The following is a 26,999-nucleotide window of genomic DNA, read 5'->3' on the forward strand; positions in this document are numbered from 1 at the left end:
TACTCACTGAACAGATCTATATATTATGCGCGCAAAGTACTTGACGGTAAACCCGAACTTAAACAACAATACTTTGCGCGCAAAATATTATTATTTAAGATGGAAGAGTACTGCTATGAATCAAGTGAATTTTTCTGGCATCACGTCTAGTCACTGGAAGAATATTGAAGCCAGGGAGGTTGCTCCCGGCATATTCGAGAGAAGTCTTTGGAGAGAGGAAGCAGGAAGCTGGGTGTCTGTCTTCGAGTTTCTACCTGGAGCCAGATACCCAGGTGTGGAAACACATATTGACGGTGCAGAACAAATTTTTGTGATTTCAGGGATCTTTAATGATGGCAGAGACGATCATCCCGAGGGATCATTTATTCACAACCCCATTGGCTCAGCACATATTCCCCAGTCAGAAACAGGATGTACTGTCTTGTTGAAATTTCAGGCAGCTTAAAATTTTTTTTTACCGTCTTGGGGTCCTATTCCTGGCATAGGGCGCCCGGGATGCAGTCATTTACATCCGTCCCTCTATCCTCCCTTCTGCCAACTCAAATGTTTTAAGAATACTTTAGAGATTACACAGCTAATTTTTATAGGCTAAATTTTGCTTTCACCCTATTCATTACTCGAATTCCCAGGCATTGCTTTGAAATTAGTACCCCCTTCAGCTATCTATGAGGCTAGTTATCAGCAATATATAAAAGAGTTGGGTGATGAAGAGCGCTATCCCTTTCCTATGGATTTTGATCATGCGGACTTCGAAGCTCTCATCCAAAAGCTCATTAACTTTGCACAGGGTAAAAACCTACCGGAAGGCTTTGTCCCAAGTTCTACACTATGGCTTATTGATGAAACTGAAATCGTAGGCGTCACCAATATTCGCCACTACCTGAACGATAGAGTTACCCACTGCGGTGGGCACATTGGTTTGGGGATCAGACCCAAGTATAGAGGTAAAGGGTACGGTAAACGCCTGATGGAGCTCTCGATCCAGTGGCTTCAGGAAATGAAAGCCGGGACAATTCACATTCACTGTCACAAAGACAACCCCGCCTCTGCCAATACAATTAAGGCATGTGGTGGATTATTGGATTCTGAGATCGAAGCAGATGGGAAAATTGTACAAAGATACCTTGTAAAGCCTGGCGATTAATTGTTACAGAAAATTCACGAACCTTAGGTTTAACCAATTAATACGCTAATCTCCCCCTAGAGGTAGCATCTAAAGTAGACTAAGTACTTGGTCAAGAATATCGAAGTATGAATGGAAAAATGAACCGATTTACTTATCAAAGCTTATTCTGTATCAGTCTCACACTCTCCAGTAATCTTGCAAGCGCGGAAATTTATCAGTGGGTCGATCAAAGCGGAAACGCCAGCTTCTCTGATAAAAAACCACCAGCCATAGCAGATGCCACCCTTAAAAAAACCGTTAAGAAAAAGCGAGAGCGTAGCAGAGTAGAAATTCAGCAGGTATTTGATAAACACAAAGGCCAGCTTTATCGTTTATACTTGAGTGCGCGCAAACAAGACCCTGACCTTGAAGGCGGCGCGGAATTTATTATCGATATTGAACCTAGTGGCGAAGTCGCCAATATCGCATTGGCCAGCTCCAGCTTCGATTCCAAGCCGTTTACCGATCAGTTAATGGCAAAGATTCAGGAATTTAACTTCGGTGCCAGTGACACACGAAGAATAACAATTCACTACCCGATTCATTTTTTACCCACCCAATAACCGCCAATTGACTTTGTGCTCTAATCCACTTGTGATCAATTATCCCACTAGCGGAGATATGGATAATTGATCACAAGAACAGCCTACAGATTGCAAGCATAAATACTAAACTACGGTATGTAAGTTATGCTCAAAATTGGTTTTCAAATAACACTTCACCCAATGCTAACTGGCCACCACGTCCATTCGCTGCTTTGCTAGCCTTACCCACGACTATCATCATTCCGATCAGATAACCTTCTGGCAGGTTTATAAGCTCGGCCACTTTATCTGAGTCAAACCCAACCAGTGCGCCGGTGTCATAGCCCAGTGCTTTTGCCGCAAGCATCATGGTTTGCGCCGCTAAGCCACAGCTCCTTATTGCTTCATCTCGCTGCAATTGAGGTTTATCTCTATAGAAATCAGTTAGCATCGGGACTAAAAGTTCCCTCGCCTCTCTGGATGCATCAGCCCAATAGCGTTCTGGTCGATCTTTCCAAGCGTTTATATCTGCACAAAGAATAATCAGCTCAGACGCATCTTCCACTTGCTGTTGACCCCAGGCAGCATCCTTAAGTCTGCTTCGAAGCCTGGAATCTGTTACTCGCAGGAATCTCCAATGCTGAATGTTATAGGATGTTGGCGATAACATTGTGGCTTGGATAAGCTGGTTAAACTCACTTGATGTCATCTTTTCAGATACATCGTAATGCTTTACCGAACGGCGAGTTTCAACAGCAGTGAACAGGTCCATAATTTCCCTCTGACAATTAATCATCTTGTGTATGTCGATGAGAGAAAGCTTATTGGGTTTCTCCTGGCTTGATAATGGGCTCTTTTGTTAAATGATTGTTGAGAAAAAGTTAACAAACTAGCAATCCCAATAGGGAATGTCGCCACCAAAATACTCAATGGCAAAGTCTATAAAGGCCCGTACCTTGGCAGGCATATACTGCCGCTCAGGAAATACGGCATAAATAGTCTTGGCCGGCATTTGATATTCTTCAAACAACGGCACCAGGAGACCACTCTTGATATCTGCTCCTGCGACAAAAGTCGGCAGACGGCCGATGCCAAGCCCCTGGAGAATGGCTTCCCGCAGCGCTTCACTGTTATTGACCTGGTAGTTACCCCTGACTTCTATGGTGTGCAGATGGTTATCCTGAATAAAATTCCACTCTTTTACATCCCTGGAATAAGTAAACATCAAACAATTGTGCTCTGTTAACTGTTCAAGCTCTATCGGTTTGCCGAACTCTTCCAAGTACGCGGGAGAGGCACAGAGCACGCTTTGCAGAGGCGCCAGCTTGCGGGCAATCAAACTGGTATCAGGCAGGTCACCACCACGGATAGCGATATCAAACCCCTCTCCAATCAGGTCTACCACCTTATCGTCCATCACCAGATCAATCGTGATTTTTGGATAGCGCTTGAGAAACACTGGGATAAGCGGTGCCAAATGCAACCTGCCAAAGGACATTGGGGCATTGATTCGCAAGCGCCCCTGAGGCTCACCTTGAAGCTGAGTCACTGCATCCTGAGCGTCCTGTGCGGCCTGATAAGCGATTCGGGCATGCTGAAAAAAATGCTCGCCCGCCTCTGTCAAGCTCAGCTTGCGGGTGGTGCGATGCAATAGTTTTACCCCAAGTTGCTCCTCCAGCTGACTGACCCGTTTACTAACTGCAGACTTGGATATCCCCAGCAACTTGGCGGCCGGTGAAAAGCCACCGGTTTCGGCCACTGTGACAAATACCGGTATGGCTGCAAAACTTTCCATAAACTACTGTTTCCTTTTTCTCAACAGTATGTATCTTAATTGATGGATTATCAGTTTATCAGAAACGAGTTACTCTGATCTCGCTTTTATTGAGGGAAGAGTCATGCGTGAACTTTCAAGGGGTATCCACCCTACAGCAACGGCAAGCAGCGGCACATCATTGTGGTGGGTTCACGGCTTGATGATAGCCTGCACATTACTTGTCGCTGGCTCATTTCCTGTTGGTGCGTTAATCGCCGATTCGTTACCGGCAGATTGCTTGATGATGATTCGGTTCTTAATTGCAACAGGGCTATTTGCGCCCTTCATATTCTTAAAGCATGGATTTCAGCTTCCACACCCCCAAAAGCTACTGGGTTATGCGCTACTCAGCATCCCATTGGTTATCTTTTTCTGGTGTATGTTTGAAGCGCTCAAATACACCACAGCAGTAAATACCGGCGCCCTTTTTACAACCGTTCCTGCAATGACTGCCGTCTTTGCCTTGATCATCAATGGTGAGCGTAGCAGCGCCCGCAAAGTCATCGGTCTTACCCTTGGAACATTGGGTGCGGCCTGGATTGTATTTGAAGGGAGTATTACAACAGCGATAACGCTGGATCTAAATAGAGGGGATTGGATATTCACCTTAGGTGCTATATCGCTCAGCTTGTATAATCCACTGATCAAGAGAGTCCACTCAGGGGAGCCTACAGAGGTTATGACATTCTGGGTTATTCTATTTGGCGCCCTCTGGTTATTACTGCTTTCATTCCCAAGTTTAAGCCAAATAGAATGGCGGAATATACCTATCGAAACTTACGGAGGGCTATTCTATTTAGCCTTATTCACAACATTAATCAGTTTTTTCCTACTGCAATTTAGCACAATAAGAATCGGGGCGACCAAAGTTGCAGCATACAGCTTCTTGAATCCGGTATTTGTACTGGCATTGGCTACAGCATTGGAAATGACGAAATTCTCTATCAACTTTATACCTGGAATAATCTTAGTATTTGCAGCCATGTTATTTATCCAAGCAGAAAAACCCAAGAAAAAATACCCCTGAACAACTCAAGAACAATAGAATCAAATTGCCATCAATAGGGGCAATATTTCTAGTCGACAGTCTTTTCTATTTCATAAATTGCATCAGAAATATCTTCCAATTTAGAGGACACTATTACCTGAGCATCATGTAGACCTTGATTATAAAACCCTGCCCCCATCTCCTTTGCAAGAAAATCAATAAAGAACTCCGCTTCAAAACTGCCAATCTCCAACTCAAATTCTTTAGACAAATAACCCCTAATCTTTTCGATTAGCTCTAACTTTCGCCTTTCTTCCAATTCTATTGTCGACATCACCTATTTTCCATCAATACACAAATTTAGAACAAACACTCAGCCCCATATGAGAATAACATAAATGTTGAGACCCTTAATGAATCCCAAATGCATGACTCCAAGTAAACAACATGTACAGCGGCGCATATCTTTATAAGCAAACCGGACAATGTTAGATTCGAATTTATTCGGATTAACTAAAAAAACGGGATCAAAATGAGACTCTTTAACTACGTCTTTGCCCTGCTTATATTGGGCAGTAGCTCTGGCTGCTCAGAATCAAGCAGTGATAGATCAACAACTTCATACAGTCCCAATGCCCATACCACCAGCAACAGGGTTGCAGATATCCGGTTCTCGGAACCTATCACAGCGGGCAATCGAGGTGGACAAGATCAGTATATTGCTTACGAACATTTCCTGACAGCTGAACTACCTGCTGAAGAAGTTGAACCTGTATTCCACAAACTCCAATTACTTTGCCAACAGGAGATGGAGAAAAAATGCACTATATTGCATTCTAGTCTCCGCAATGATGAAAAGCCCTACGGAAGGATTCACCTTAGAATACACCCCACCGGAGTCGATAAAATCATTGATCTGGCATCAAAGCAAGGAGGAGTGATACAGCGGGAAACCAAAGCAGAAGATTTACAGGATGTCATTATCGACAGCCAAAAACGACTTGAAATGTTACTCCAGTATCAATCGAGACTTATAGAACTGGAACAAAAATCTGCGAGTGACATTGATACTCTAATAAAGGTTGCTGAAAAGTTAGCATCGGTACAATCTGATATTGAGTATTCACAAGGTAAAAAAGCTAAACTGCTCAAGCGAATTCAGATGGATGTGGTTGAAATTGAGTTACACTCAAAATCTTATACTTCTTTCTGGAGTCCCATATTAGACTCCCTATCTCATTTTGGTGAAAATTTGTCTGATGGGCTATCTGAAGCAATCACTGCAATCGCCTACCTTTTACCCTGGATGCTTATCGCCCTATTGGTATTTTATCTGACTCGCATAATTTGGCGTAAAACCAGAACCTAGCAGTTTACATAGCCCCAAGATACACGCATGTCTTGATGTGGGCTAAAGTACTCGTGAGAAGTTTTGACTTCACTCACGAGCCATAAAAAAAGCCGGACCATCTAAGTTGACCCGGCTTTTTACTATGGAGTAACAGTAGCTACTTAGAAGTTGTAGTTAAAGCGTACACCGTAGCTCATTGGAGTGGAGAATGGCCCAGATACGAGGCCATCACTTCCATCAGCGTAGTAGGGAACAATCTCATCAGTCAGGTTATTACCAAAGGCTTCAACGTTCCACTGATCGTCCGGGCTTACATACTTCACGGAAACATTTACCATCCAGAAGGAATCACGACTGTCATCAAAAGCAGAAGCATCACCAGTGGGGAAGTCGTGCTTGTCAACATTCCAGTAGGTCAGGTAAGACTCATCTTCCCAGTGGATACCGATAAACGGAATAATTGCACCGCCGTGGGCCAACTCAAAGGTGTGATCATAATTGATTGTGAAGCTGAATTCAGGTGATACAGGCAACTCATTACCCTTCAAATTTCGGAAGAGCTCTTCATTAGTATTGTCATGAGCTAAACCGTAATCCGAAATTTCGAATAACGCTTGGTTATTGAAATTCCAGCGGTTCTGAAAATCAGAGGTGATTTCTGTTTGCATCCAGGTAGCAAAACCACTGATTCGGCCATTCGGATAGGGGGCCCAGTCAAACTCTAACTCTAGCCCCATAATCTCTGCGCTAGCAGCATTCTTAGTAAGGTAAATGACGACGGGCTCGGTCGTAATTTCACCTGCGTTCTCACCTTCTCGCTCTACCGCATAGTACGAGTATGCAGTATCAGGTGCAGCTAGCTGCATATCCTTATAGTCGGAGAAAAAGAAGGTACTAGCCAGATTTAGCCGACCATCCAAGAAGGTACCTTTTGCTCCTAGCTCCCAAGTAATGACCTTCTCCTCATCATAGCTAGTGTCAATTACCTGTTGAACAACCCGATTTCCCTCATCATCGTAGATGTACTCAGCCGTGTCCGGGTCTTGCTCATATTGGATGACAACATCACCCAAACCACCGGACTTAAATCCACTTGCAACATATGCATACAGCATGACTTCATCTGTCAGGTCATAATCGAGACCAATTCGAAAGTCGGATGAATCCCAGCTCTTGCTGGCATCATTGTAAGTATCAATTGTATAAATTGAGCTGTCAGCAAAGTGGTTGGTAGAGAAGCTATTAAAGGTGCCCTGTAAATAGGCAGGGAAGCAGCCATACTCTTCATCTGATTCAGTGGACCAGTCTCGAGTGCAACTCAGGTTGTTACCACCTACATCACTCTTCTCATCTTCCGTATATCGACCACCAACAGTTAGGTGGAGGGTATCAGTAAGGTCATAGGTAGCCTGAGCAAATACTGCGCTGGCTTCTATAGTTCTATCTGGCTGCCTCCAGAATACGGCATTATCTAATGAGGCCAGGAAGTAACCATTCAGATCAGTGGTCTCGTGGAAATAAAACAAACCTGTAATCCACTGTAGGGGACCATCACCTGTAGATTGCAACTGTAACTCATGGGAGTAAGAGACATTTTCTGAGTCTGTAATGCTCATACTCATATCCCAGGTATTGCGACCAGCATCAATATCAATCAGGTTGCTTCGTTCCTGAACTGCATACCCGGTGTTATACACAAACGCCATGGTATCGCTGAAATCCCAGCGGAAGTTAGAACGGAATGAAGTCATGGTGAGATCAAGTTCACCTGGTACATTCACCGCTACGGTGTACTCATCAGCACCGGAGCCGTAGTAGGTTTCACAAGTTGTTCCATCTTCGCGCTGCTCAGCCTTTTCACAGTCAATAGTGTTGATGCCGCCTGCACTACTATCCTGATAGTGTTCCGCTACGGCATACCAAGAAATATCGTTAGTCGGTTCCCATAACGCACCTATACGCACCGCTTGCTGATCAACATTCCCATAAAAATCTTCAGCATCCGCCCTAACCAGCTGATAGTCTGTGGCTCCTTCAGCGTTATTCGCTTGAATAAAGGTTCTTGAAGCGTCATCAGATAAAACGCTCGCACCTACAGAGTCAGCATCAATATAGCGATTATCCCACTGGTTAACGTCATAAAACCCGGTAAGGTAGGAATCCCGTGTCTCATCCATAAAGGACGCACGCAGAGCAAAGGTATCTGAAACCGGAATATTGATAACGCCTTTGACCAGCTCTTGATTCCAGCGACCAAGCTCAACGCCCACGGAACCTTCGAACTCATTAATTACCGGTCTTTTTGAAATAACATTAATGGCACCAACAGTAGAATTACGCCCGTAAAGAGTACCTTGAGGCCCACGCATGGCTTCTACCCTTTCAGAGTCAAACATCATTGCCATTGCAGACTGGGGGCGCGAAGAATAAATACCGTCGAAGTGTAAGCCAACAGCTGGATCACCAAACTCAGTAGTATTGGTAGAGCGAACACCACGCATAGAAATCACTGGTGAAGACTGAGAAGCATCATAGCCGATATCCACATTGGGAATTGTACTGCCCAGATCTTTTACATTCTTAATACCCTGACGATCTAACTCTTCCTGGGTGAAAGCGGAAATGGCTACTGGAGTTTCCATCAGGTTGGTTTCGCGCTTCGTCGCAGTAACAGTGACTTCTTCCAACGCCCAGTCATCTTCTTGATTACTAGCTTCCTGTGCCCAGGCTGAGGCCACCGCTATATTGGCCATTGCAATCGCAAGGGTAAGTGGTTTTTTAATTGTCATTGATGTCTCTCCAATCTGCTGCAACAGGAAAGCCGGTTTGATTGTTATGCGTGGCTTACCTACGGGCCGTCGGCTGTACGTCGGCTAGGTTAAAATCTCAAAAAGGAGAGTTCTGTGAAACTGAGATACGATGGGGCGGATCGCGATTAGGATAAGGAGGACTAATTCACAATTAGTTGTCAGCAGCTAAGACCTGTAAATTAAGAAGGTAACAACACCTTAGGACTTATTCACCAGACTCCTGATTTCTACGAATACTGTGAACTCATTTTCAATCATGCCTTCTTACTCACTGAATTCATACATCAAAAGAAGGCCTTAAATGTACGAACCCTGAGCAATAAAGCCGATATCTAGTGAGACCTAGATATGGCTGTTAAGTTAAAATCAGTCTTGCAAAGATAAATAGGCACCATTTACTATTTACGTATATTGAAAGACCTCAAACATGGTTGGCATATTGCTATTGCAAACGCCAGGAGTAATTATTCTTCGTTCAAATCATAACTTACATATATTACGATGCCTGGCAGTTACATTCGGACGCTTCCTGACACAGGAACATACGGCATATTTCCATATTCATGCACAATCGTTTCAAAATGGGCGACCAAAGCTCGGAAATTTGGTTCTTTACTAGAGTGTTCAACTCTTACAGTCAAAAGCCTACGAAATTCACTAGTTTTTTTTGGCTCTCGAAGATAGTTATAAATTAGATCAATTTTATAACCTCTATTGGAACGATAGAATTCGAGCCTTGAGACACCAGGAATATCATCTGAGAAGATATCATTAAGAGAAGCATCCCCAGCTCTAAAATAACCATTATCTGTATAACTATTAAATAAATCTTCTATTTTATGCCACTTACCGTTTTGCAACTTGCCCTCAGTAATAGGGTTTTCATCAGCACGCTTTTGGGCCTCTATGCCATCATGTAAGTATACCCTAATAACATCATCTTCAAATGAGGTTTCGACTAAAGAAAGCGTTGTAAATTCTTTATCATTGAGATTTAAGTGCCCGTCACTCGTTTTCGACATATCTCCAGCAAGGTAATAAAGATACTGACCCATCGGATGTGCTCCCCAAAGGACACCAACATAAGTATCAGGGGAGTTGCTTTCCGCAGGATGTTTTATATAGACAGGCAGGTTATCCAAAGACTCAATAATAGTAATAGGCTTAAGAGGTTTCGCGGGCTTATCCCATAAGTGCCGATATTTTTCATAATTTGCGCCAATAGGAAACGCCTTCGGGCTGAGACTTTTTCTAGCCGAGAGAGAACAAGCTAATAATAGACATAAAAATATAGAAATTAAAACAACACCAACCAGTTTTAACACTTATCCAACAACTCAAAAACAAACATAGAGATATACGGGAGCCTCAAAAGGAGACCCCGGTAAAGAGGAAAATCATATATTTAAAAACAACCAGCCGGCACCCGTACCCAGCCTTCCATCAGGATGCGCGCACTACGGCTCATAATGGCTTTGGTGGCAACCCACTGGCCATCAACCACTTTCGCATGGGCTCCAACCCGCAATGTGCCTGAAGGGTGGCCAAAGCAGATGGAATTGCGATCCCCCCCACCGGCGGCAAGGTTTACCAAGGTGCCGGGAATAGCCGCTGCAGTTCCTATAGCCACGGCGGCAGTACCCATCATCGCGTGGTGCAGCTTACCCATGGAGAGGGCTCGCACGAGCAAATCAATATCTTGCGCCGCTACCTTTTTTCCACTGGAGGCAATGTAGTCCTGCGGCTTGGCGACAAAGGCAATCTTCGGCGTGTGTTGCCGGGCAGCGGCCTCCTCCACAGAGGAAATCAGGCCCATCTTCACTGCACCGTAGGCACGGATGGTCTCGAACATGGCGAGTGCCTTGCTATCGCCATTAATGGCATCCTGCAGCTCGGTGCCGGTATAGCCAATATCTTCCGCATTGACGAAGATCGTGGGGATACCGGCATTGATCATGGTCGCCTTGAGCACACCAATCCCGGGCACTTCGAGATCATCGACAGGATTACCGGTGGGAAGCATGGCACCCTCGCCGTCCGAGGGGTCCATAAACTCAATTTCCACTTCGGCTGCCGGGAAAGTTACACCATCCAGCTCGAAATCTCCGGTTTCCTGCACTTCACCGTTGGTAATAGGCACACGGGCAATAATGGTTTGGCCAATATTGGCCTGCCAAATGCGCACTGTACAAATACCATTTTCTGGAATTCGCGCAGCATCAACAAAACCGCTATTAATCGCAAAAGCTCCAACAGCCGCAGTGAGATTACCGCAGTTACCACTCCAATCGACCATGGGCTTATCGATGGAAACCTGGCCAAACAGGTAGTTCACATCGTGATCGGACTTATCACAGGCAGACAGGATCACCGTTTTGCTGGTGCTCGAAGTGGCTCCACCCATCCCATCGGTATGCTTTCCGTAAGGGTCCGGGCTGCCAATTACCCTCAACAGCAAATTATCACGGGCCTCTCCTGGAACCTGCGCAACTTCGGGTAGATCCTGTAAACGGAAGAAAACGCCCTTACTGGTGCCCCCGCGCATATAAGTCGCGGGGATTTTGACTTGAGGAGCAAATTTCAACATTTAAGCCGTCGCCTCTGCTTCGAGGAAGTCTTTCGCAAAGCGCTGCAAAACACCCCCAGCCTCATAAATGGAAACCTCTTCTGCAGTATCCAAGCGGCAGGTTACCGGAGCTTCAACTGTCTCACCGTTGGCGCGGTGGATCAGTAGAGTCAGCGTGGCATGGGGGGTACGCTCACCGATTACGTCGAAACTTTCGGTACCGTCGATACCCAGGGTTTCGCGAGTAGTTCCCGGCTTAAACTCTAGCGGCAACACGCCCATACCGATCAGGTTAGTGCGGTGAATACGCTCGAAGCCTTCGGCCACAATCGCTTCTACGCCGGCCAGGCGCACACCTTTCGCGGCCCAATCACGGGAAGAGCCCTGCCCATAGTCGGCACCAGCAATGATAATCAGCGGCTGCTTGCGATCCATATAAGTCTCGATCGCCTCCCACATACGGGTAACCTGCCCTTCCGGCTCAACACGAGCCAGAGAGCCCTGGCGAATCTCGCCGTTATCATCGCGAACCATTTCGTTGAGCAGCTTCGGGTTGGCGAAAGTTGCACGCTGGGCAGTGAGGTGGTCACCACGATGGGTTGCGTAGGAGTTAAAGTCCTCTTCCGGCAATCCCATCTTCGCCAAGTATTCACCGGCAGCACTGCTGGCCAGAATGGCATTGGACGGCGACAAGTGGTCGGTAGTGATATTGTCACCCAGCACCGCCAGCGGGCGCATGCCCTTCAAGCTGCGCTCGCCTGCCAGGGCACCTTCCCAATAAGGTGGACGGCGAATATAGGTACTCATCGGGCGCCAGTCGTAGAGTGCGTGGCCCTGCTCTTCTGCGGCATCCCGCTCTTCGAACATGGGAATATACACATCGCGGAACTGCTGTGGCTTCACGCTCTGACGTACGATCGCATCAATCTCTTCGTCGCTGGGCCAGATATCTTTCAGGGTAATCGGGTTACCATCGGCATCGTATCCCAGCGCATCTTTTTCGATATCAAAACGGATGGTGCCGGCAATAGCGTAGGCAACGACCAGCGGCGGTGAAGCCAGGAAAGCCTGTTTGGCATAGGGGTGGATACGACCGTCGAAGTTGCGGTTACCTGACAGGACTGCAGTAGCATACAGATCGCGATCAATCACTTCCTGCTGGATTTTCGGGTCCAGGGCACCGCTCATGCCGTTACAGGTAGTGCAGGCGAAAGCCACTACGCCGAAGCCCATCTGCTCCAGATCCGGTAGCAGGTCGGCCTCTTCCAGATACATTTTTACCGTTTTGGAACCCGGTGCCAGGGAGGACTTGACCCAGGGCTTGCGGGTCAGGCCGAGCTTGTTCGCATTACGGGCAATCAGGCCTGCGGCAATCATATTGCGCGGGTTACTGGTATTGGTGCAGCTGGTAATCGCCGCGATAATCACAGCACCATCGGGCATCTCACCAGCTTTCTCTTCCCAGGCCTTAGCGATACCGCGATTTGCCAGTTCCGAGGCCGGCAGCAGCGCGTGAGGGTTGGAGGGGCCAGCAAGGTTACGGCCCACTGTATCCAGGTCGAACTTAAGTACGCGCTCGTATTCGGCATCCTTCAAGGTATCGGACCAGAGGCCCGTTTCCTTGGCAAACTTCTCTACCAAAGCTACCTGCTCATCATCGCGGCCGGTGAGTTTGAGATAGTCGATGGTTTGCTCATCGATAGAGAACATGGCCGCAGTCGCGCCATACTCCGGAGTCATATTGGAAATAGTGGCGCGATCCCCCAGGGTTAGGTTGGAAGCCCCTTCACCGTAGAATTCCAGGTAGGCTCCGACCACGCGCTCGCGGCGCAGGAATTCAGTGAGAGCCAGTACCAAATCGGTACCGGTAATACCCGGCTGCAACTTTCCGGTGAGTTCCACTCCAACAATATGCGGCAGACGCATATAAGAGGCACGGCCGAGCATTACGCTTTCAGCTTCCAGGCCGCCAACGCCCACAGAAATCACACCCAGAGCATCGACCATCGGCGTGTGACTATCGGTACCAACACAAGTATCCGGGAAGGCCACGCCTTCACGCACCTGCACCACCGGAGACATTTTCTCCAAGTTGATCTGGTGCATGATGCCGTTGCCGGGGGGAATCACATCGACGTTTTCAAATGCGGTTTTGGTCCAGTTGATAAAGTGGAAGCGGTCTTCGTTACGACGCTCCTCTACCGCACGATTTTTTTCAAAAGCATCCTTCTCAAATCCGGGGTGCTCTACCGCGAGGGAGTGGTCCACAATCAACTGGGTGGGAACAACTGGATTTACCTTGGCGGGATCACCGCCTTTATCGGCAATGGCATCGCGCAGACCGGCCAGGTCTACCAGCGCAGTTTGACCAAGAATATCGTGGCACACCACTCGCGCCGGGAACCAGGGGAAGTCCAGCTCGCGTTTGCGCTCGATAATCTGCTTCAGGGAGTCGGTCAGTTTTTCCGGCTCACAGCGACGCACCAGGTTTTCCGCCAAAATACGTGATGTATACGGCAGTTTGGCATAGGCTCCGGGCTGGATCGCGTCAACCGCGGCGCGGGTATCGAAATAATCGAGGTCTGTACCGGGCAGTGATTTGCGGTAATCAGTATTCATAGCAGGTAAATCAGTTCAGTCGAATCTTTTTAAAATCGTATCTCTTCCGAGAGCGGCTCCAGATTACCCCAAAAGGCAACCTGAAGCCGGCACACTGGGTGTGCCTCATTTCAATAGTGAAATGAAAATTAACCGCGCTCGGCGATAGGCGGTACTTCGCGCGGTTCGACACCTACATATTCAGCGCTCGGGCGAATAATGCGGTTGTCTGCACGCTGTTCAAATACGTGGGCAGCCCAGCCAGTAACACGCGACATTACAAAAATCGGCGTGAACAATTTGGTGGGAATTCCCATAAAGTGATAAGCGGATGCATGGAAAAAGTCGGCATTACAGAACAACTTTTTCTCGCGCCACATGACTTCTTCGCAGCGTACGGAAACCGGGTACAAGACCTTATCGCCCACATCTTCAGACAGTTTCTCAGACCAGGCTTTGATGATCTCGTTGCGTGGATCGGATTCGCGATAAATCGCATGGCCGAAGCCCATGATTTTCTCTTTGCGCTCCAGCATACCCAGCAGCTCTTTCTCTGCTTCATCCGGGTTGGCAAAACGCTCGATCATTTCCATTGCCGCCTCGTTGGCGCCGCCATGCAGCGGGCCACGCAGAGTGCCGATGGCACCGGTAATGCAGCTAAACAGATCAGACAGAGTAGAGGCACAAACACGCGCAGTGAAAGTGGACGCATTAAACTCGTGCTCTGCGTAGAGGATCAGGGAAACATTCATCACCTGCTCATGCAGGGCATTGGGTTTCTCACCGCGCAGCATATGCAGGAAGTGGCCGCCGATGCTGTCATCGTCGGTATCCGTTTCAATGCGCACGTTGTCGTGGGTGAAACGATACCAGTAGCAAATGATGGAGGGAAAAGCAGCCAGTAAGCGGTTGGCTTTTTCCAGCTGCTGCGCGAAGGACTCTTCCCCTTCCAGGTTGCCCAGCATGGAGCATCCAGTACGCATTACGTCCATCGGATGGGCATCGGCGGGAATACGCTCCAGCACTTCTTTCAGTGCTTGCGGCAAACCGCGCATACCTTTTAATAAGGCCTTGTATTCCGCCAACTGGTCGCTGGTGGGCAGCTCTCCGTAGAAAATCAGGTAGGCAACTTCTTCAAACTCGCAGTGTTGGGCCAGGTCTTTGATATCGTAACCGCGGTAAGTGAGGCCAGAGCCGGATTTACCTACCGTGGACAACGCAGTTTTACCCGCTACCTGGCCACGCAAGCCGGCGCCACTCAATGCTTTTTCTGCCATCTTCCTTATCTCCCCTTTGTAGGCACAGTTTCTGTGTTCGTCCGAAAACCGCCATGCAAGCAACCTAACCCGGCATCTCACACGGTTTATAAAGTGAATTACTTCTTGAACAGCTCATCGAGCTTCTGCTCGAATACGTGATAATTGAGGTAGTCGTAAAGCTCCTCGCGGGTCTGCATGGTATCCACTACCGCTTTCTGGTCACCATTTTGCAGAATGCTGGTATACACATTCTCCGCCGCACGGTTCATAGCTCGGAACGCCGACAGCGGATACAGTACGATATCTGCGCCGGCTTCGCCCAACTCTTTGGCGTTATAGAGCTCGGTTTTACCAAATTCGGTGATATTCGCCAGAATCGGCACGTTCAGCGCGTCTTTAAATGCGCGATAGTGCTCCAACTTGGTGACAGCTTCGGCAAAAATACCGTCTGCGCCAGCTTCGATACAGGCCTGAGCGCGTTCAACAGCGGCATCCAAACCTTCTTGGGCGAAGGCATCAGTGCGGGCCATGATAAAGAAGTCATCATCGGTGCGTGCATCCACGGCAGCTTTGATGCGATCCACCATCTCCTGCTTGGAAACAATCTCTTTATTCGGGCGGTGGCCACAGCGCTTCTGTGCCACCTGATCTTCGATATGCACCGCTGCGGCACCGGCGCGAATCATTTCTTTGACAGTACGGGCGATGTTAAAAGCGCCACCCCAGCCGGTATCGATATCCACCAGCAACGGCAGCTCACTGGCTGCAGTAATACGACGCACATCCTCTAGCACATTGTCTAGGCTGGTCATACCCAGATCCGGCAGGCCGTAGGAGGCATTGGCAACACCAGCACCGGAAAGGTAAATCGCCTTGTGGCCAATACGCTCGGCCATAATGGCGGAATAGGCGTTTATGGTGCCAACCACTTGAAGCGGTTGGTTCTCGGCAAGGGCGCTGCGGAAACGCGCGCCGGCGGAAGGCTTTTGGCTCATGCTCTACCTCAGTTTATTTTCAATATTCTGCCTGGAAGCACGGATATGTCGGCGCATCAACAGCTCCGCCAATTCACCATCCCCCGCTTCTATGGCTTCGATAATGTGGCTGTGTTCGCGAAAAGCGCGCTGTGCCCTGGGGCTGGCCATGCCCAGCTGGTAGCGATACATACGAACACGGTAATAAAGACGGTTGCACAGGGTGTCGATCAGCAGATCATTCTTCGAGGCCTGCACAATACGGAAATGGAAGTCGAAGTCTCCCTCCGGCTGAAAATACGCCTTACCGGCTTGCAGCTCTTCCTGCTGTTCGTGGCGCGACAACATCTGGCGCAGTTCCAACAGGTCTTCCTCGTTGCGCTGCTCAGCGGCAAGGCGGCAGGCCATGCCCTCCAAAGCTTCGCGCACTTCGTAGAGTTCCAGCAGACCACGCTCACTCAGCTCCACCACACGGGCACCTATGTTTACCCGGCGCTCCAGCAAACCCAGAGACTCCAAACGCATCAGGGCTTCACGCAAACTGCCGCGACTGGCATTGAAGCGGCGGGCCAATTCCGGCTCACTAATCTTGCTGCCTGCAGGTATGCGACCTTCCACAATTTCACCGCGCAAGGTCAAAAACAGGCGCTCAGCCAGGCTCTGATGTGGCTCCCGCAAGGGGCTGTTGGCTCCAGTGACACCCATATGACTTTAACATTGTCGACAATTCTTTGGGATTGCAGACCATAAATGAGTCCGACCTGGGCGTCAACTCGAATCCCTATGACTAATTGTTGACAATTAATGGCGCAAAATGACTTCTATCACGGTAGTAGTTTTGCCATCACTAAGTGGGCATAATAGCGCCCGCGCCAGATACGGCATGCCCTACCACCCTGGGCGCTCTATGCTTATCTGGGGTAGGGAAAAAATCCCGACGAACGAATTTTCCAAACCCCGGTACAGCACTCATTAACAAGGCTGCCAGCACCCAGGTTTCAGATAGAGTTATGCCGAAGAGTATTATCAGGCGATGGCTGCCAAGCCCCGAAGAAATCCGAGCCAAGAATGGGCTCAAGTTTCTGGGGACTCTTCTCCACGACCCCAACCTATTTCACCTGAACCGACACTCAGTTTCAGTCGCCTTTGCCGTTGGCGTGTTCACCAGCTTCCTGCCCTTGCCAGGACAGATGATTATTGCCGCACTGCTCGCTCTATGGCTGCGCTGCAATCTTCCGCTGTCGATTATTTTGGTGTGGATCAGTAATCCGGTGACCATGCCCGCAATCTTCTATAGCACCTACAAACTGGGCGCATGGATTCTGGGCACGCCCCCGGTGGACTTTGATATCGAGCTCTCTTGGGAGTGGTTGACGGAAGAAGTAGGGAAAATCTGGATGCCGCTGTTTTTTGGCTCAGTGCTGGCGGGGGTTTTCTTTGCCACTGTTGCCTATTTTTCTATGCGCGCCTTATGGCGCTGGCATGTAGTAAAACGCTGGAAGCTACGTATTGAGCGCCGCTCTGCGGTCAGCAGCTAGTCTCACTTCCAAAACACTTGTCGACCCAACCCAAAGCCGCAGTGCCTGCTGCTATGGCCAGCAGTGCTGGCAGGGCATAATCGGTGACAGCCCCCAATGCCAGGGCTACAAAAGTCCCTAGCAAAAAAGATATGGATGCAGCCTTAACCCGACTTCCTGCGGCGGTTAAGGCCACCACCCAAACCACCACAAAGGCAGAGATCATGGCGCCCAGGCAGATCAACCATAGAGGTAAGACCTGCCAACCTGCGGCATAGCACACAGATCCTTCGCGCATACCATCCGGGCAGAAGGTCATTACCCGCCAGCTTTCAAATTTCAGGCTCGCCACAAGAACGAGGACCCAGGCAGTAAGTGCCGCCGGTAGCGGCAGCAGTTTGCGCAAAACATGGAAAGCCTTGCTCGGCACCAATCAAAACCGCCTATTCGTTTCGCAGCGCCGCGGCAGGCTGCACACGACTGGCCTGGAACGCAGGATAGAGGGTGGCCAGCAGACTGAGCAGGAAGCCCGCACCAACTACCAAAGCCACATCTGCCCAAGATAGTTCTGATGGCAGATAATCCACCGGATACACATCGGACTTAAGGAACTGAATGCCTAATGTGGATTCAAGGCCCGCCACCAGATCGGTGACCGCCAGTGAAGCCAGGACCCCCAATACACCGCCAACGAGTGCGCCAACTAATCCCACTAACGCCCCCTGACTGACAAAGGTGAGGAGAATCTGCCGTGTGCTAGCGCCCATTGTGCGCAGAATGGCGATATCCGAGTGCTTGTCGATTACCACCATCACCAAAGTCGAGACCACATTAAAAGCGGCAATGGCAATGATCAGCAGCACCAGCAACCCCACCAGATTGCGGGACATCTGGATCGCCTGGTAGAGATTACCGTGGGTGCGACTCCAATCAGTTCCGTAATAGCCATCGCGAGGCAGGTCTTTCAACAGCCGCCGCATAATCCAGTTGGCTTCCAGCATTTCGGTCATACGTAACTGGATGCCTGCGCCACCCTTTTGGCCAGCCAGGCCCTGGGCCTGCTCCCAGGAAACCAGGGCCAACGATTGATCCAGAACTGTCCCAGAATGAAAGACCTCCGCCACCTTGTAACCGGCCACACGTGCGGCGCGACGGCTACCCGAGGCCGCATCGTTATTGGGCACTATCAAAGACAGGTAATCGCCCTGCTCCACCCCCAGTTTTTCTGCGATTCCGCGCCCGAGAATTACTCCCGGCTCGGAATCATCGAGCATGGCTGAAAAAGCATTAGGACTGAGGAAATCATGAATATTCGATACATTGACGATGGTGTCCGGATTTACCCCCTGCACCAGCAGTGGTGTAACCTCGCTGCCACGACGAGCCAGTGCGTTCACCTGCCAAACTTCCGCCGCGGACTCCACCTCAGCATCCGCCGCCAATTGATCGCGCAGAGCAGGCCAATCCACCGCCACAGTGGCGTTATAGATAGTCGCGTGGGGCATGATGCCAAGAATACGCTCACGCAGCTCGCGATCGAAGCCATTCATTACCGACATCACCACGATCATCAAGGCAACGCCGAGAATCAGACCAATCATCGACAGGCCGGAAATAAATGACACCAGGCCTACGGAGTCATCGCTGCGGCGCTGGGCTCCGGCATAGCGCAGGCCGATAAAGGCTGGGAGTGGCTTAAACATGATCACCTTGGTGCCAATCACTGAGAAGCTCGCCATCCACTAGGTGCAAGCAGCGATCCAGGGCCGCGGCAAGGTCCGGGTCATGGGTGACAATCACAAAGCTGATACCCATCTCCTGGTTGAGTCGGTCCATCAATTTGTGAATCTCCCCTGCCGTGGTTCTATCCAGGTTGCCGGTGGGCTCATCCATCAGCACACAGGCAGGGCGAGTCACCAGTGCCCTCGCAATCGCTACACGCTGGCGTTCTCCCCCGGAGAGCTGCGAAGGCTTATGATCAACCCTCTCACCCAGGCCTACCGCTTCCAGCATGGATTTGGCCTCGGTCCGGGCATTGGCCACACTGTGCTTACCGATCAGCAGTGGCATTGCCACATTTTCCAGGGCACTGAATTCATTGAGCAGGTGGTGAAACTGGTAAACAAAACCGAGACTGCTATTACGCAACCAGCCGCGCTCATTGGCATTGAGTGTCGCCAGGTTCTGGCCGGCCACCCAAACCTCTCCACTACTCGGCGTATCCAACCCGCCGAGTAAGTTGAGCAAGGTGGATTTGCCGGAGCCCGAGGCCCCCACGATGGCAAGCTTCTCACCCCGCTCTACTTGCAACTCCACACCACGCAGAACCTCAAGATCTCTGCCGCCCTGGCGATAGCTCTTGCGCAGCTGGCGGCAGGCCAGGACAGCATCACCGGGAGCCGTTGCCGGCCTCGCCTTCTCAGTGTCTATTTCCACTCGACTATTCATCAATATTTGCCGCTTCCAAATTCTAAGAAATCACTTTAGATACTGATCATATCTATATGATTTATATGACAATTACTCGTAACGCAAAGCTTCCGCTGGCTCGATTTGGGCCGCCCGCCATGCGGGCAGCAGTGTCGCTAATAAACTCATACAGATAGCGGCGGATAAGACTACCACTGCATCGCCAACACGAAACTCCGATGGCAAATAGCTCACGAAAAATACCCGCGGATCAAAAATCTTGGCGCCCAAAAGGTTTTCCATCCAGCTCACCATCTCTGTGAGATTGAGCGCGATTAGGATACCCAGCAAGGCGCCAGTAAATGCGCCTATCAGCCCGATCGCGCTGCCCTGCACAACGAACACTGCCATTATTTGGCGTGAAGTGAGCCCCAGGGTTCTGAGCACGGCGATATCGGAGCGCTTGTCCGCCACCATCAGCACCAAGGCGGAGACAATATTAAAAGCCGCTACAGCTACGATGATCATCAACATTAAAGTGACCACCGTCTTCTCCATCTTCACGGCCTGAAACAGGCTTCCCTGGGAATGGCTCCAATCCTCACCACTAAAACCCTCCCCGAGGGCCGCGGCGTAGGGCTCAACCCTACCCAGAGCATTATCCATATCGTCAAAGCGCAGCTGTAATCCCTGCACCCTGCCAGACATGCGCATTAATCGGGCTGCATCCTCTACATTCATCAATGCCACATTTTGGTCCACCTGGGCGCCTACCGAGAAAACTCCGGCGACGGTAAAGCGTTTGGTGCGTGGGAAGATACCAACGGGAGTTACTGCCACCTCGGGCAGGGTCAGAGTGACAGACTCGCCGGGCAGCACATTGAGCTGCTGGGCGAGAATACGGCCGAGCACTATTTGGTAACTGCGGGGCTGTAACTCATCCAGGCTGCCCATCACCATATGCTCGCCAACTTCAGAGACATCGCGTAGGGCCTTGGGGTCTACACCTTGGAACTCGACCCCGTGGCTATCGCCGTAGGCGCTCAACAGGGCAAACCCTTTTACAAAGGGACTCACCGCCTCCACATGGGGCTGCTGTTCAAGCTTCTGAGCCACGCCCTGCCACTCTTGCAAGCCGCCTTCGCGCTCGATAAAACCGTGGGGAACCACGCTCAATATTCGCGTTTTCAGCTCACGATCGAAGCCGTTCATCACAGAAGTCACGACGATCAAGGCAAGAACGCCCAACGCCATGCCAATCAGGGAGAAGCCATTAATAAAGGAAATGAACTGCTGCCTGCGGCGGGCAGCCACATATCTCAGGCCAATAAAAAGGGGGACAGGTTTTAACATAGAGCCGATTTAAACGGAAAATAGTCAAGAAATCCAAGGATTTAGACAACTTCAGCGCTTGGGAAAAATTTTTAGCTTAGCCCGCAGGCGCTGCAGCTCTGCCTCGCTCCAACCCGGAGGCTCGGTCAAGGCAATCCAGGCGAGCGTGTATCCTGCTGCCGAATAGCGGTGTCCGAAATCCCGTGGTGTGACCCCTACATTAAAGTCCGCTAACAGCTGCAACATAGTGACAACAGGGAACCAGCGAAGATCCGGAGACACATCGGGCCCTCTGGGGCGCTCCAGCCAGTCAGGTCTGCGAAACGCCCAGCGAAAGTCAAAAAAGACAATCGGATCACTAGCATGCTGCAGGAAGGCGATACGGAATCTACCCCAGGGCTTCTGCCCCAAATAACCACCGTACTGATTTCCAAAGCGCACCACCTCTCCCCCCTTAAACTGGGGGAGCCAAGCGGGGGTGCCGGGATCACGATTATCGGTAATCATTCTCCAGGACCGCATACTAAACGGAGGGCCAGCCCAAAGAGCCCCATTAATGGGGCTATCAATCACATCGTAGAACTGAAAGGAGTCTTCAGAGAGCTTGGCTCCTAAACTTAGCCCGTATAGATAAAGCCTAGGGCGAGTGTTTACCGGTAACTCCTCCCAGTAATCGTAAATCACCTTGAACAGAATGCGAGCGGATGTTCTGATCGACTGAGCATCTGTGAACAATACGATGGGGCCCGGTAAATACGAGTACTGTACGGCCACTGTAGCTACATCTCCTCGGTACAGAAATTCAAGAGAATTCACTGCCCCTGGGTCGATCCAGCCATCCCCAACCGGGGTTGCAATCAGCAAAATTTCTCGCTCAAACGCCTTTACGCGCTTCAACTCTTCAAGTGCCAAAACTGCACGCTGCTGTGGCGTGTCTGCTGAGTGTACTCCCACATAAACTCTAATGGGGTCCATGCCCTCCCCTGCAACCTCCCGAATATCCTTCGCAGATGGCCCAAGAGACAAAAATCGGCGCCCCTCATGTCCCAACCTATCCCAGGCAAGTAGCGAGTTCGCTCCACCTGACTTGTTGGGATCTTGCGGAGGCGGCAAGTTCGCAACAACAATCAGATCCAGCTTTTCATAGATAAGTGAGACTGCATAGAGGCCCGACTGCAACAACACTCCATTCAACACACTCCAATAAAGTAGCAACGCGACAAGCAGCCCAGTAAGGGCTGCCACCCTTGGCGGGATAGTCTTTTCTAAACGGGCAGATACGCGCAAAACCACCCTGAGAAAGCCTTTGCCTGCCCATCTAAAGAGCAGGAATACGCAGAGCGCAACAACACCAATCGTAATTGGGGCGACGCCAGAAATTGCCGGCATGCCCATCAATGAGCGCACTGAATTCTGCCACTCCGTCCCCTGCCTAAGAAAAACTAAAATAAGGCTGACACCCAAAATAATTATCAGCCCCCTCAGTATTTGTCGCTGCCGATGGTCTAGCGGGATATCGGGAACCCCCAAATACTTCCAAACATAGCGGACCAGCACAGACAGTGAATATCCAACGGTGAATGAAAAACCGGAAAGAATACCCTGCACATAAGCATTGCGAGGAATCAAAGAAGGAGTGAGGCTCAGAGCGAAGAATATCGCGCCCAACAGTAAACCTGAAATTGAGAAAGCGGTTAATTTTTGCATTCATGCCGCCGATAAGCTTGAGCCCCAGATCAAAATGGCTTGTGCCAACTTCTCACCGAACAGCCCCATGTAACCCAATAAACAGCCAGAAATGTTTTTGATCTTGAAAGAGTACCTTCTTACGGCAGACCGCACTCAACGCACTGGATAAGTTCTGAGCTTTTCCCGTAGACGCTTTAACTCCTCGTCACTCCAGTCGGGCGGCTCGGTTAACGCCATCCAGGCGAGGACATACCCTTCAGGTGCATAGCGGTGTCCGAACCCCAGTGGCGCAATCCCCAAGTTTAGGTCTGCCAGTAGTTGCAGCATGGTCACAATGGGAAACCAGTAGAGGTCTGGAGAGACATCCGGCCCTCGTGGGCGCTCCAACCAATCCGGCATTTGAAACATCCAACGTAGATCAAAAAAGACTATTGGATCACTGGCGTGCTGCAAAAAGGCGATTCGAAAGCTTCCCCAGGGTTCCTGCCCTAAATAACCGCCATATTGATTACCAAAACGAACAACCTCTCCCCCCTTAAACTGCGGTAGCCAGGCTGGGGTTCCGGGGTCGCGACTATCCGTGATGATGCGCCAGATGCCTGTGCCAAATGGCGGCCCTGCCCAGAGTACGCCATCGATAGGGTCATCAATAATGTCATAAAAATCAAAGGAGGCTTCTGATAACTGAGCACCGAGACTCAAGCCAAAGAGGTACAGCCTTGGGCGAGTTTCAACTGGCAGTTCCTCCCAGTATTCGTAGATCACCTTAAACAAAGCCCTGGCGGAATCCAGCCCATATTGATTATCTGTTAATAATGCAATCGGGCTTGGCAAAAAGGAGTATTGGGTAGCAACGGTAGCCACATCCCCTCGATAAAGAAATTCCAGGGAGTTTATAGCCCCAGGATCTAACCAGCCTTCGCCAGTGGGTGTCGCAATTAGCAATATCTCTCTATCGAATGCATTGAGGCGCTTTAGTTCAGCAAGTGCCAGGAAGGCTCTTTGCAATGGAGTTTCTGCAGCCCGCAAACCCACAAAGACCCTTATCGGCTCTTTGCCTAACCCGGCAACCTCACGGATATCCTCCACAGAGGGGCCAAGGGTTAAAAAGCGACGCCCCTGATGCCCGACACTTTTCCAAGTTAATAGAGAGTCCGCACCGCCAACCTTGTTGGGGTCCTCAGGTGCCTTCAGCCCTTCTGCAATTGCCTGATCATGTTTTTCCCAAATGACCGAGACAATATGCACCCCTACCTTCAGGAGCACCCCATTTAGAATGCCCCAGTAAAGTGCCACTGCCACCAGCAACCCAATGAGCAAAGCCACCCTTTCAGGAATATGCACGGATAGATACTTGGTAACAGCATGAATGACTCGGCGAAACCCTTTACCCATCACACAGAATGTGAGAAAGACCAGCAGGGCCACTGACCCCACGGTAAAGGGCCCGATCCCGGTAACCGGCTGCATACCCATCAAGGCCCGCACCGAGTTCTGCCAGTGCGCCCCCTGCCAAAGAAAAATAATGATCAGGCATATGCAGGCAACCAGCGCTAAGCGTTTAAGCACTCTGCGCACACCGGGACCGAGAGGAATATCGGGAAGCTCAAAGTAATTCCACAGCCAGTGCATAAACAAGCCAATCACATAGCCAAAAGTGAAGGAGGTTCCGGCGAGAACACCTTGCATGAGGGCAGTGCGTGGAATCAGAGAGGGCGTAAGAGAGAGAGCAAAGAGAATAGCGCCAAGCAATAGCCCCAGAACTGAGAAGGTTTTTGAGAGTCGCATCCATGCCCGCCCACAGGACTAAGCCCAATGGTCAGCCTAGCACACACATACCCTCCTTCCCCGGACCTTTTTCCCCTACAAGGCGCCTTCTTCGGTATAAAAACGTGAAGAAGTCCAAGTGTTTTGGCATTTTTTCTGTTTTAATGGCCCGGCGTATTCGAACACCTAAATCGGAGAACAATAAATGTTCAGCAGAAATCGCAACGGAGTGGCCCAGATCGCTGGTACCGTGGCACTTCTTTTGGCATTTGGCGCCCAGGCAAAAACCCTGGAGATTCCTGTGGGCTCCCAGGGCGCAGAGCTGTCCTTTGGTGAAGCTCGCGGCATGAAGAAAAACGATATCAGCACGCGCCTTGGTGAGCCCCTCAGTATTATGGGCCCCGTCGGCGAGCCCGCTATCACCCGCTGGGAATACAACGACTTCTATGTCTTCTTTGAGCGAGACACAGTACTGCACACGGTGAAGAAGCCGCGCGGTTAGGCCCGTGCGATTTTGGGGCAGGTATCGAATCCAGGCCCCACTCCCTCCTTCCCGCAAGCCGCCAAGTACTTTACCCACACAATCCTGATGCTTTTCAATGGCGCCACCCAAATAGGCCCGCTCTCCCGGCAAGCTTCCAAATTGCCAAGGGACTGGATTTCCCCTCAGCAACAGGTCAATATGCCCGCCGTAACTTCACCTTGGTGGCGTGGTCAGCTTTTAGGCAAGCCGGCAGAACACCACCTTCAGGACTAGCGAGAAACCGATAGAAAATGACAGTAAAAGTCGAATCCGTAGATAGCCTATTAAAATCCACCGGCCGTGAGGGCGAAGAAGTTCGCGTACAGGGCTGGATCAGAACCCGTCGCGACTCCAAAGCCGGCCTTTCTTTCCTGGCAATACACGACGGCAGTTGCTTTGACCCTATTCAGGTCATTGCCGAGAATCATTTGCACAATTACCAGTCTGAAGTGCAGCGCCTGACCACCGGCTGTGCAGTGGATATTGTTGGAACCGTCAAGCCTTCAGAAGGCAAGGGCCAATCGATCGAGTTGTTAGCTTCTGAAGTTCAAGTGGTCGGCTGGGTAGAAGACCCGGACACCTACCCAATGTCCCCCAAGCGCCACACCATGGAGCACCTACGCGAACACGCGCATCTACGCGTCCGTACTAATGTCAGCGGCGCGGTGGCTCGAGTTCGCAACTGTATCGCTCAGGCGATTCATCGCTTCTACCATGAGAACGGCTTTAACTACGTACACACGCCCATTCTCACCGCCTCTGACTGTGAAGGCGCCGGCGAAATGTTCCGGGTCAGCACTCTGGATATGGAAAACCTGCCACGCAACGAGCAGGGCGCTATCGATTACAGCAAGGACTTTTTTGGCGAGGAGAGCTTCCTTACCGTATCTGGCCAGCTGAATGTTGAGAGCTACTGTCTGGCCCTATCCAAGGTTTACACCTTTGGCCCCACCTTCCGTGCAGAGAACTCCAACACCACTCGCCACCTAGCCGAGTTCTGGATGGTAGAGCCGGAAGTGGCTTTTGCCGATCTGGCCGATATCGCTGATCTATCTGAGCAAATGCTGAAGTACATCTTCAAAGCCGTACTGGAGGAACGTGCCGACGATATGGCCTTCTTCGCCCAGCGCATCGATAAAGAGGCCATCAGCCGCCTGGAGAACATCATCGAGAATGATTTTGCTCGCATCAACTACTCCGATGCCATCGAAATCCTGGAAAACTGTAAAGAGAAGTTCGAATTCCCCGTCTCCTGGGGCATAGACTTGGCCTCTGAGCACGAACGCTACCTGGCTGAGAAACACTTCAAAAAGCCAGTGATTGTTCTGAACTATCCGAAGGATATCAAAGCCTTCTATATGCGTATGAACGATGACGGTAAAACTGTAGCCGCCATGGATGTACTGGCACCGGGTATCGGAGAAATTATCGGCGGTGCCCAGCGTGAAGAACGCCTTGAGAAGCTCGACGAGCGCATGGATGAAATGAACATCCCCAAAGATCACCTCGACTGGTACCGCGACCTGCGCCGCTACGGCACAGTGCCTCACGCAGGCTTTGGTCTGGGCTTCGATCGCATCGTGTCTTACGTAACTGGCATGGGTAACATCCGCGATGTTATCCCCTTCCCGCGCACACCAAAGAACATCTCGTTCTAATTAAAAAGCCCCGCTCTGCGGGGCTTTTTCTTTTTCAACCTGGATTTAGCAAG

Annotated in this window: 24 protein-coding genes; 8 read left to right on the plus strand and 16 right to left on the minus strand. The window is 50.2% G+C overall.

From position 1 onward, the window contains the following. Positions 1 to 115 precede the first annotated feature (115 nt). The 3 genes from ACJJIO_RS20815 (at position 116) to ACJJIO_RS20825 (ending at position 1,728) form a co-directional block, all read left to right on the plus strand. Positions 116 to 445: a cupin domain-containing protein gene (locus ACJJIO_RS20815; protein ID WP_444890406.1), complete on the plus strand. Its 330-nt coding sequence runs from the start codon at positions 116 to 118 to the stop codon at positions 443 to 445. A gap of 150 nt (positions 446 to 595) precedes the next feature. Continuing rightward, positions 596 to 1,144 (plus strand): GNAT family N-acetyltransferase, encoded by a 549-nt coding sequence (locus tag ACJJIO_RS20820; RefSeq protein ID WP_444909698.1) that lies wholly within the window; start codon positions 596 to 598, stop codon positions 1,142 to 1,144. Between the two features lie 119 nt (positions 1,145 to 1,263). Continuing rightward, positions 1,264 to 1,728: an AgmX/PglI C-terminal domain-containing protein gene (locus ACJJIO_RS20825; RefSeq protein ID WP_444909699.1), complete on the plus strand. Its 465-nt coding sequence runs from the start codon at positions 1,264 to 1,266 to the stop codon at positions 1,726 to 1,728. A 130-nt stretch (positions 1,729 to 1,858) separates the two neighbouring features. On the opposite strand, the gene ACJJIO_RS20830 is transcribed toward ACJJIO_RS20825, so the two are convergent. Both ACJJIO_RS20830 and ACJJIO_RS20835 read right to left on the minus strand, forming a co-directional pair. Next, positions 1,859 to 2,461: a nitroreductase family protein gene (locus ACJJIO_RS20830; protein WP_444909700.1), complete on the minus strand. Its 603-nt coding sequence runs from the start codon at positions 2,459 to 2,461 to the stop codon at positions 1,859 to 1,861. 117 nt (positions 2,462 to 2,578) lie between these two features. Continuing rightward, a complete protein-coding gene (locus tag ACJJIO_RS20835; RefSeq protein WP_444885071.1) occupies positions 2,579 to 3,484 on the minus strand; it encodes a LysR family transcriptional regulator in 906 nt (301 codons plus the stop codon). A 103-nt stretch (positions 3,485 to 3,587) separates the two neighbouring features. Between ACJJIO_RS20835 and ACJJIO_RS20840 the strand changes: the two genes are divergently transcribed. Next, entirely contained in the window at positions 3,588 to 4,532 is a 945-nt protein-coding gene (locus tag ACJJIO_RS20840; protein WP_444909701.1) for a DMT family transporter, read from the plus strand. Between the two features lie 49 nt (positions 4,533 to 4,581). On the opposite strand, the gene ACJJIO_RS20845 is transcribed toward ACJJIO_RS20840, so the two are convergent. Further along, complete coding sequence (locus ACJJIO_RS20845) at positions 4,582 to 4,827, minus strand: DUF2164 domain-containing protein (RefSeq protein WP_152453703.1); 246 nt, start codon at positions 4,825 to 4,827, stop codon at positions 4,582 to 4,584. A 198-nt stretch (positions 4,828 to 5,025) separates the two neighbouring features. On the opposite strand from ACJJIO_RS20845, the gene ACJJIO_RS20850 reads away from it, so the two are divergent. Further along, the gene (locus tag ACJJIO_RS20850) at positions 5,026 to 5,862 is read left to right on the plus strand and encodes a DUF4349 domain-containing protein (protein WP_444909702.1); all 837 of its coding nucleotides are present in this window, start codon (positions 5,026 to 5,028) and stop codon (positions 5,860 to 5,862) included. A 143-nt stretch (positions 5,863 to 6,005) separates the two neighbouring features. Here the strand turns inward: ACJJIO_RS20850 and ACJJIO_RS20855 are convergent, their stop codons facing one another. The 7 genes from ACJJIO_RS20855 to ACJJIO_RS20885 form a co-directional block, all read right to left on the minus strand. Then, on the minus strand, positions 6,006 to 8,633 hold the full coding sequence (locus tag ACJJIO_RS20855) for a TonB-dependent receptor (RefSeq protein WP_444909703.1): 2,628 nt from the start codon (positions 8,631 to 8,633) through the stop codon (positions 6,006 to 6,008). Positions 8,634 to 9,166: 533 nt separating this feature from the next. Next, entirely contained in the window at positions 9,167 to 9,979 is an 813-nt protein-coding gene (locus ACJJIO_RS20860) for a hypothetical protein (protein ID WP_444909704.1), read from the minus strand. Positions 9,980 to 10,059: 80 nt separating this feature from the next. Continuing rightward, positions 10,060 to 11,241: a 2-methylaconitate cis-trans isomerase PrpF gene (prpF, locus tag ACJJIO_RS20865; protein WP_444909705.1), complete on the minus strand. Its 1,182-nt coding sequence runs from the start codon at positions 11,239 to 11,241 to the stop codon at positions 10,060 to 10,062. Further along, positions 11,242 to 13,839, minus strand: a complete 2,598-nt coding sequence (gene acnD / locus ACJJIO_RS20870; RefSeq protein WP_444909706.1) for a Fe/S-dependent 2-methylisocitrate dehydratase AcnD — start codon at positions 13,837 to 13,839, stop codon at positions 11,242 to 11,244. A gap of 128 nt (positions 13,840 to 13,967) precedes the next feature. Then, positions 13,968 to 15,095 (minus strand): bifunctional 2-methylcitrate synthase/citrate synthase, encoded by a 1,128-nt coding sequence (prpC, locus tag ACJJIO_RS20875; protein WP_444885078.1) that lies wholly within the window; start codon positions 15,093 to 15,095, stop codon positions 13,968 to 13,970. A 98-nt stretch (positions 15,096 to 15,193) separates the two neighbouring features. Then, positions 15,194 to 16,072, minus strand: coding sequence for a methylisocitrate lyase (gene prpB, locus ACJJIO_RS20880; RefSeq protein WP_252085778.1), 879 nt, complete (start codon positions 16,070 to 16,072; stop codon positions 15,194 to 15,196). A gap of 3 nt (positions 16,073 to 16,075) precedes the next feature. After that, positions 16,076 to 16,729: a GntR family transcriptional regulator gene (locus ACJJIO_RS20885; protein ID WP_444909707.1), complete on the minus strand. Its 654-nt coding sequence runs from the start codon at positions 16,727 to 16,729 to the stop codon at positions 16,076 to 16,078. Positions 16,730 to 17,061: 332 nt separating this feature from the next. Here ACJJIO_RS20885 and ACJJIO_RS20890 point away from each other — a divergent pair, with 332 nt between their 5' ends. Further along, on the plus strand, positions 17,062 to 17,589 hold the full coding sequence (locus ACJJIO_RS20890; protein WP_444885079.1) for a DUF2062 domain-containing protein: 528 nt from the start codon (positions 17,062 to 17,064) through the stop codon (positions 17,587 to 17,589). Here the strand turns inward: ACJJIO_RS20890 and ACJJIO_RS20895 are convergent. From ACJJIO_RS20895 to ACJJIO_RS20920, 6 genes are all read right to left on the minus strand, one after another. Beyond that, on the minus strand, positions 17,579 to 18,001 hold the full coding sequence (locus ACJJIO_RS20895; protein ID WP_444909708.1) for a hypothetical protein: 423 nt from the start codon (positions 17,999 to 18,001) through the stop codon (positions 17,579 to 17,581). The two genes, ACJJIO_RS20890 and ACJJIO_RS20895, sit on opposite strands and share 11 nt — an antisense overlap. A 10-nt stretch (positions 18,002 to 18,011) precedes the next feature. Beyond that, complete coding sequence (locus tag ACJJIO_RS20900) at positions 18,012 to 19,271, minus strand: lipoprotein-releasing ABC transporter permease subunit (RefSeq protein ID WP_444909709.1); 1,260 nt, start codon at positions 19,269 to 19,271, stop codon at positions 18,012 to 18,014. Then, entirely contained in the window at positions 19,264 to 20,016 is a 753-nt protein-coding gene (gene lolD, locus ACJJIO_RS20905; RefSeq protein ID WP_444886076.1) for a lipoprotein-releasing ABC transporter ATP-binding protein LolD, read from the minus strand. The genes ACJJIO_RS20900 and lolD overlap by 8 nt, the downstream gene beginning before the upstream one ends. A 72-nt stretch (positions 20,017 to 20,088) precedes the next feature. Further along, on the minus strand, positions 20,089 to 21,330 hold the full coding sequence (locus ACJJIO_RS20910; RefSeq protein ID WP_444909710.1) for a lipoprotein-releasing ABC transporter permease subunit: 1,242 nt from the start codon (positions 21,328 to 21,330) through the stop codon (positions 20,089 to 20,091). Positions 21,331 to 21,381: 51 nt separating this feature from the next. Continuing rightward, complete coding sequence (locus tag ACJJIO_RS20915) at positions 21,382 to 23,016, minus strand: alpha/beta hydrolase (RefSeq protein ID WP_444909711.1); 1,635 nt, start codon at positions 23,014 to 23,016, stop codon at positions 21,382 to 21,384. 135 nt (positions 23,017 to 23,151) lie between these two features. Continuing rightward, positions 23,152 to 24,786, minus strand: a complete 1,635-nt coding sequence (locus ACJJIO_RS20920) for an alpha/beta hydrolase (RefSeq protein ID WP_444909712.1) — start codon at positions 24,784 to 24,786, stop codon at positions 23,152 to 23,154. A 184-nt stretch (positions 24,787 to 24,970) separates the two neighbouring features. Here ACJJIO_RS20920 and ACJJIO_RS20925 point away from each other — a divergent pair, with 184 nt between their 5' ends. Continuing rightward, positions 24,971 to 25,267 (plus strand): hypothetical protein, encoded by a 297-nt coding sequence (locus ACJJIO_RS20925; RefSeq protein ID WP_252085769.1) that lies wholly within the window; start codon positions 24,971 to 24,973, stop codon positions 25,265 to 25,267. 272 nt (positions 25,268 to 25,539) lie between these two features. Then, positions 25,540 to 26,946, plus strand: coding sequence for an asparagine--tRNA ligase (gene asnS / locus ACJJIO_RS20930; protein WP_444909713.1), 1,407 nt, complete (start codon positions 25,540 to 25,542; stop codon positions 26,944 to 26,946). The last annotated feature ends 53 nt before the right edge of the window (positions 26,947 to 26,999 follow it).

Source organism: Microbulbifer mixtoriginis (SeqCode) (genome assembly GCF_052467235.1).

What these genes read in the sequence shown, in the direction of transcription:
- ACJJIO_RS20815 (WP_444890406.1), top strand. Translation starts at nt 116, where the DNA reads ATGAATCAAGTGAATTTTTCTGGCATCACGTCTAGTCACTGGAAGAAT.
- ACJJIO_RS20825 (WP_444909699.1), top strand. Translation starts at nt 1,264, where the DNA reads ATGAACCGATTTACTTATCAAAGCTTATTCTGTATCAGTCTCACACTC.
- ACJJIO_RS20830 (WP_444909700.1), bottom strand. Translation starts at nt 2,461, where the DNA reads ATGGACCTGTTCACTGCTGTTGAAACTCGCCGTTCGGTAAAGCATTAC.
- ACJJIO_RS20835 (WP_444885071.1), bottom strand. Translation starts at nt 3,484, where the DNA reads ATGGAAAGTTTTGCAGCCATACCGGTATTTGTCACAGTGGCCGAAACC.
- ACJJIO_RS20840 (WP_444909701.1), top strand. Translation starts at nt 3,588, where the DNA reads ATGCGTGAACTTTCAAGGGGTATCCACCCTACAGCAACGGCAAGCAGC.
- ACJJIO_RS20845 (WP_152453703.1), bottom strand. Translation starts at nt 4,827, where the DNA reads ATGTCGACAATAGAATTGGAAGAAAGGCGAAAGTTAGAGCTAATCGAA.
- ACJJIO_RS20850 (WP_444909702.1), top strand. Translation starts at nt 5,026, where the DNA reads ATGAGACTCTTTAACTACGTCTTTGCCCTGCTTATATTGGGCAGTAGC.
- ACJJIO_RS20855 (WP_444909703.1), bottom strand. Translation starts at nt 8,633, where the DNA reads ATGACAATTAAAAAACCACTTACCCTTGCGATTGCAATGGCCAATATA.
- prpF (WP_444909705.1), bottom strand. Translation starts at nt 11,241, where the DNA reads ATGTTGAAATTTGCTCCTCAAGTCAAAATCCCCGCGACTTATATGCGC.
- acnD (WP_444909706.1), bottom strand. Translation starts at nt 13,839, where the DNA reads ATGAATACTGATTACCGCAAATCACTGCCCGGTACAGACCTCGATTAT.
- prpC (WP_444885078.1), bottom strand. Translation starts at nt 15,095, where the DNA reads ATGGCAGAAAAAGCATTGAGTGGCGCCGGCTTGCGTGGCCAGGTAGCG.
- prpB (WP_252085778.1), bottom strand. Translation starts at nt 16,072, where the DNA reads ATGAGCCAAAAGCCTTCCGCCGGCGCGCGTTTCCGCAGCGCCCTTGCC.
- ACJJIO_RS20890 (WP_444885079.1), top strand. Translation starts at nt 17,062, where the DNA reads ATGCCGAAGAGTATTATCAGGCGATGGCTGCCAAGCCCCGAAGAAATC.
- ACJJIO_RS20900 (WP_444909709.1), bottom strand. Translation starts at nt 19,271, where the DNA reads ATGTTTAAGCCACTCCCAGCCTTTATCGGCCTGCGCTATGCCGGAGCC.
- lolD (WP_444886076.1), bottom strand. Translation starts at nt 20,016, where the DNA reads ATGAATAGTCGAGTGGAAATAGACACTGAGAAGGCGAGGCCGGCAACG.
- ACJJIO_RS20910 (WP_444909710.1), bottom strand. Translation starts at nt 21,330, where the DNA reads ATGTTAAAACCTGTCCCCCTTTTTATTGGCCTGAGATATGTGGCTGCC.
- ACJJIO_RS20915 (WP_444909711.1), bottom strand. Translation starts at nt 23,016, where the DNA reads ATGCAAAAATTAACCGCTTTCTCAATTTCAGGTTTACTGTTGGGCGCG.
- ACJJIO_RS20920 (WP_444909712.1), bottom strand. Translation starts at nt 24,786, where the DNA reads ATGCGACTCTCAAAAACCTTCTCAGTTCTGGGGCTATTGCTTGGCGCT.
- ACJJIO_RS20925 (WP_252085769.1), top strand. Translation starts at nt 24,971, where the DNA reads ATGTTCAGCAGAAATCGCAACGGAGTGGCCCAGATCGCTGGTACCGTG.
- asnS (WP_444909713.1), top strand. Translation starts at nt 25,540, where the DNA reads ATGACAGTAAAAGTCGAATCCGTAGATAGCCTATTAAAATCCACCGGC.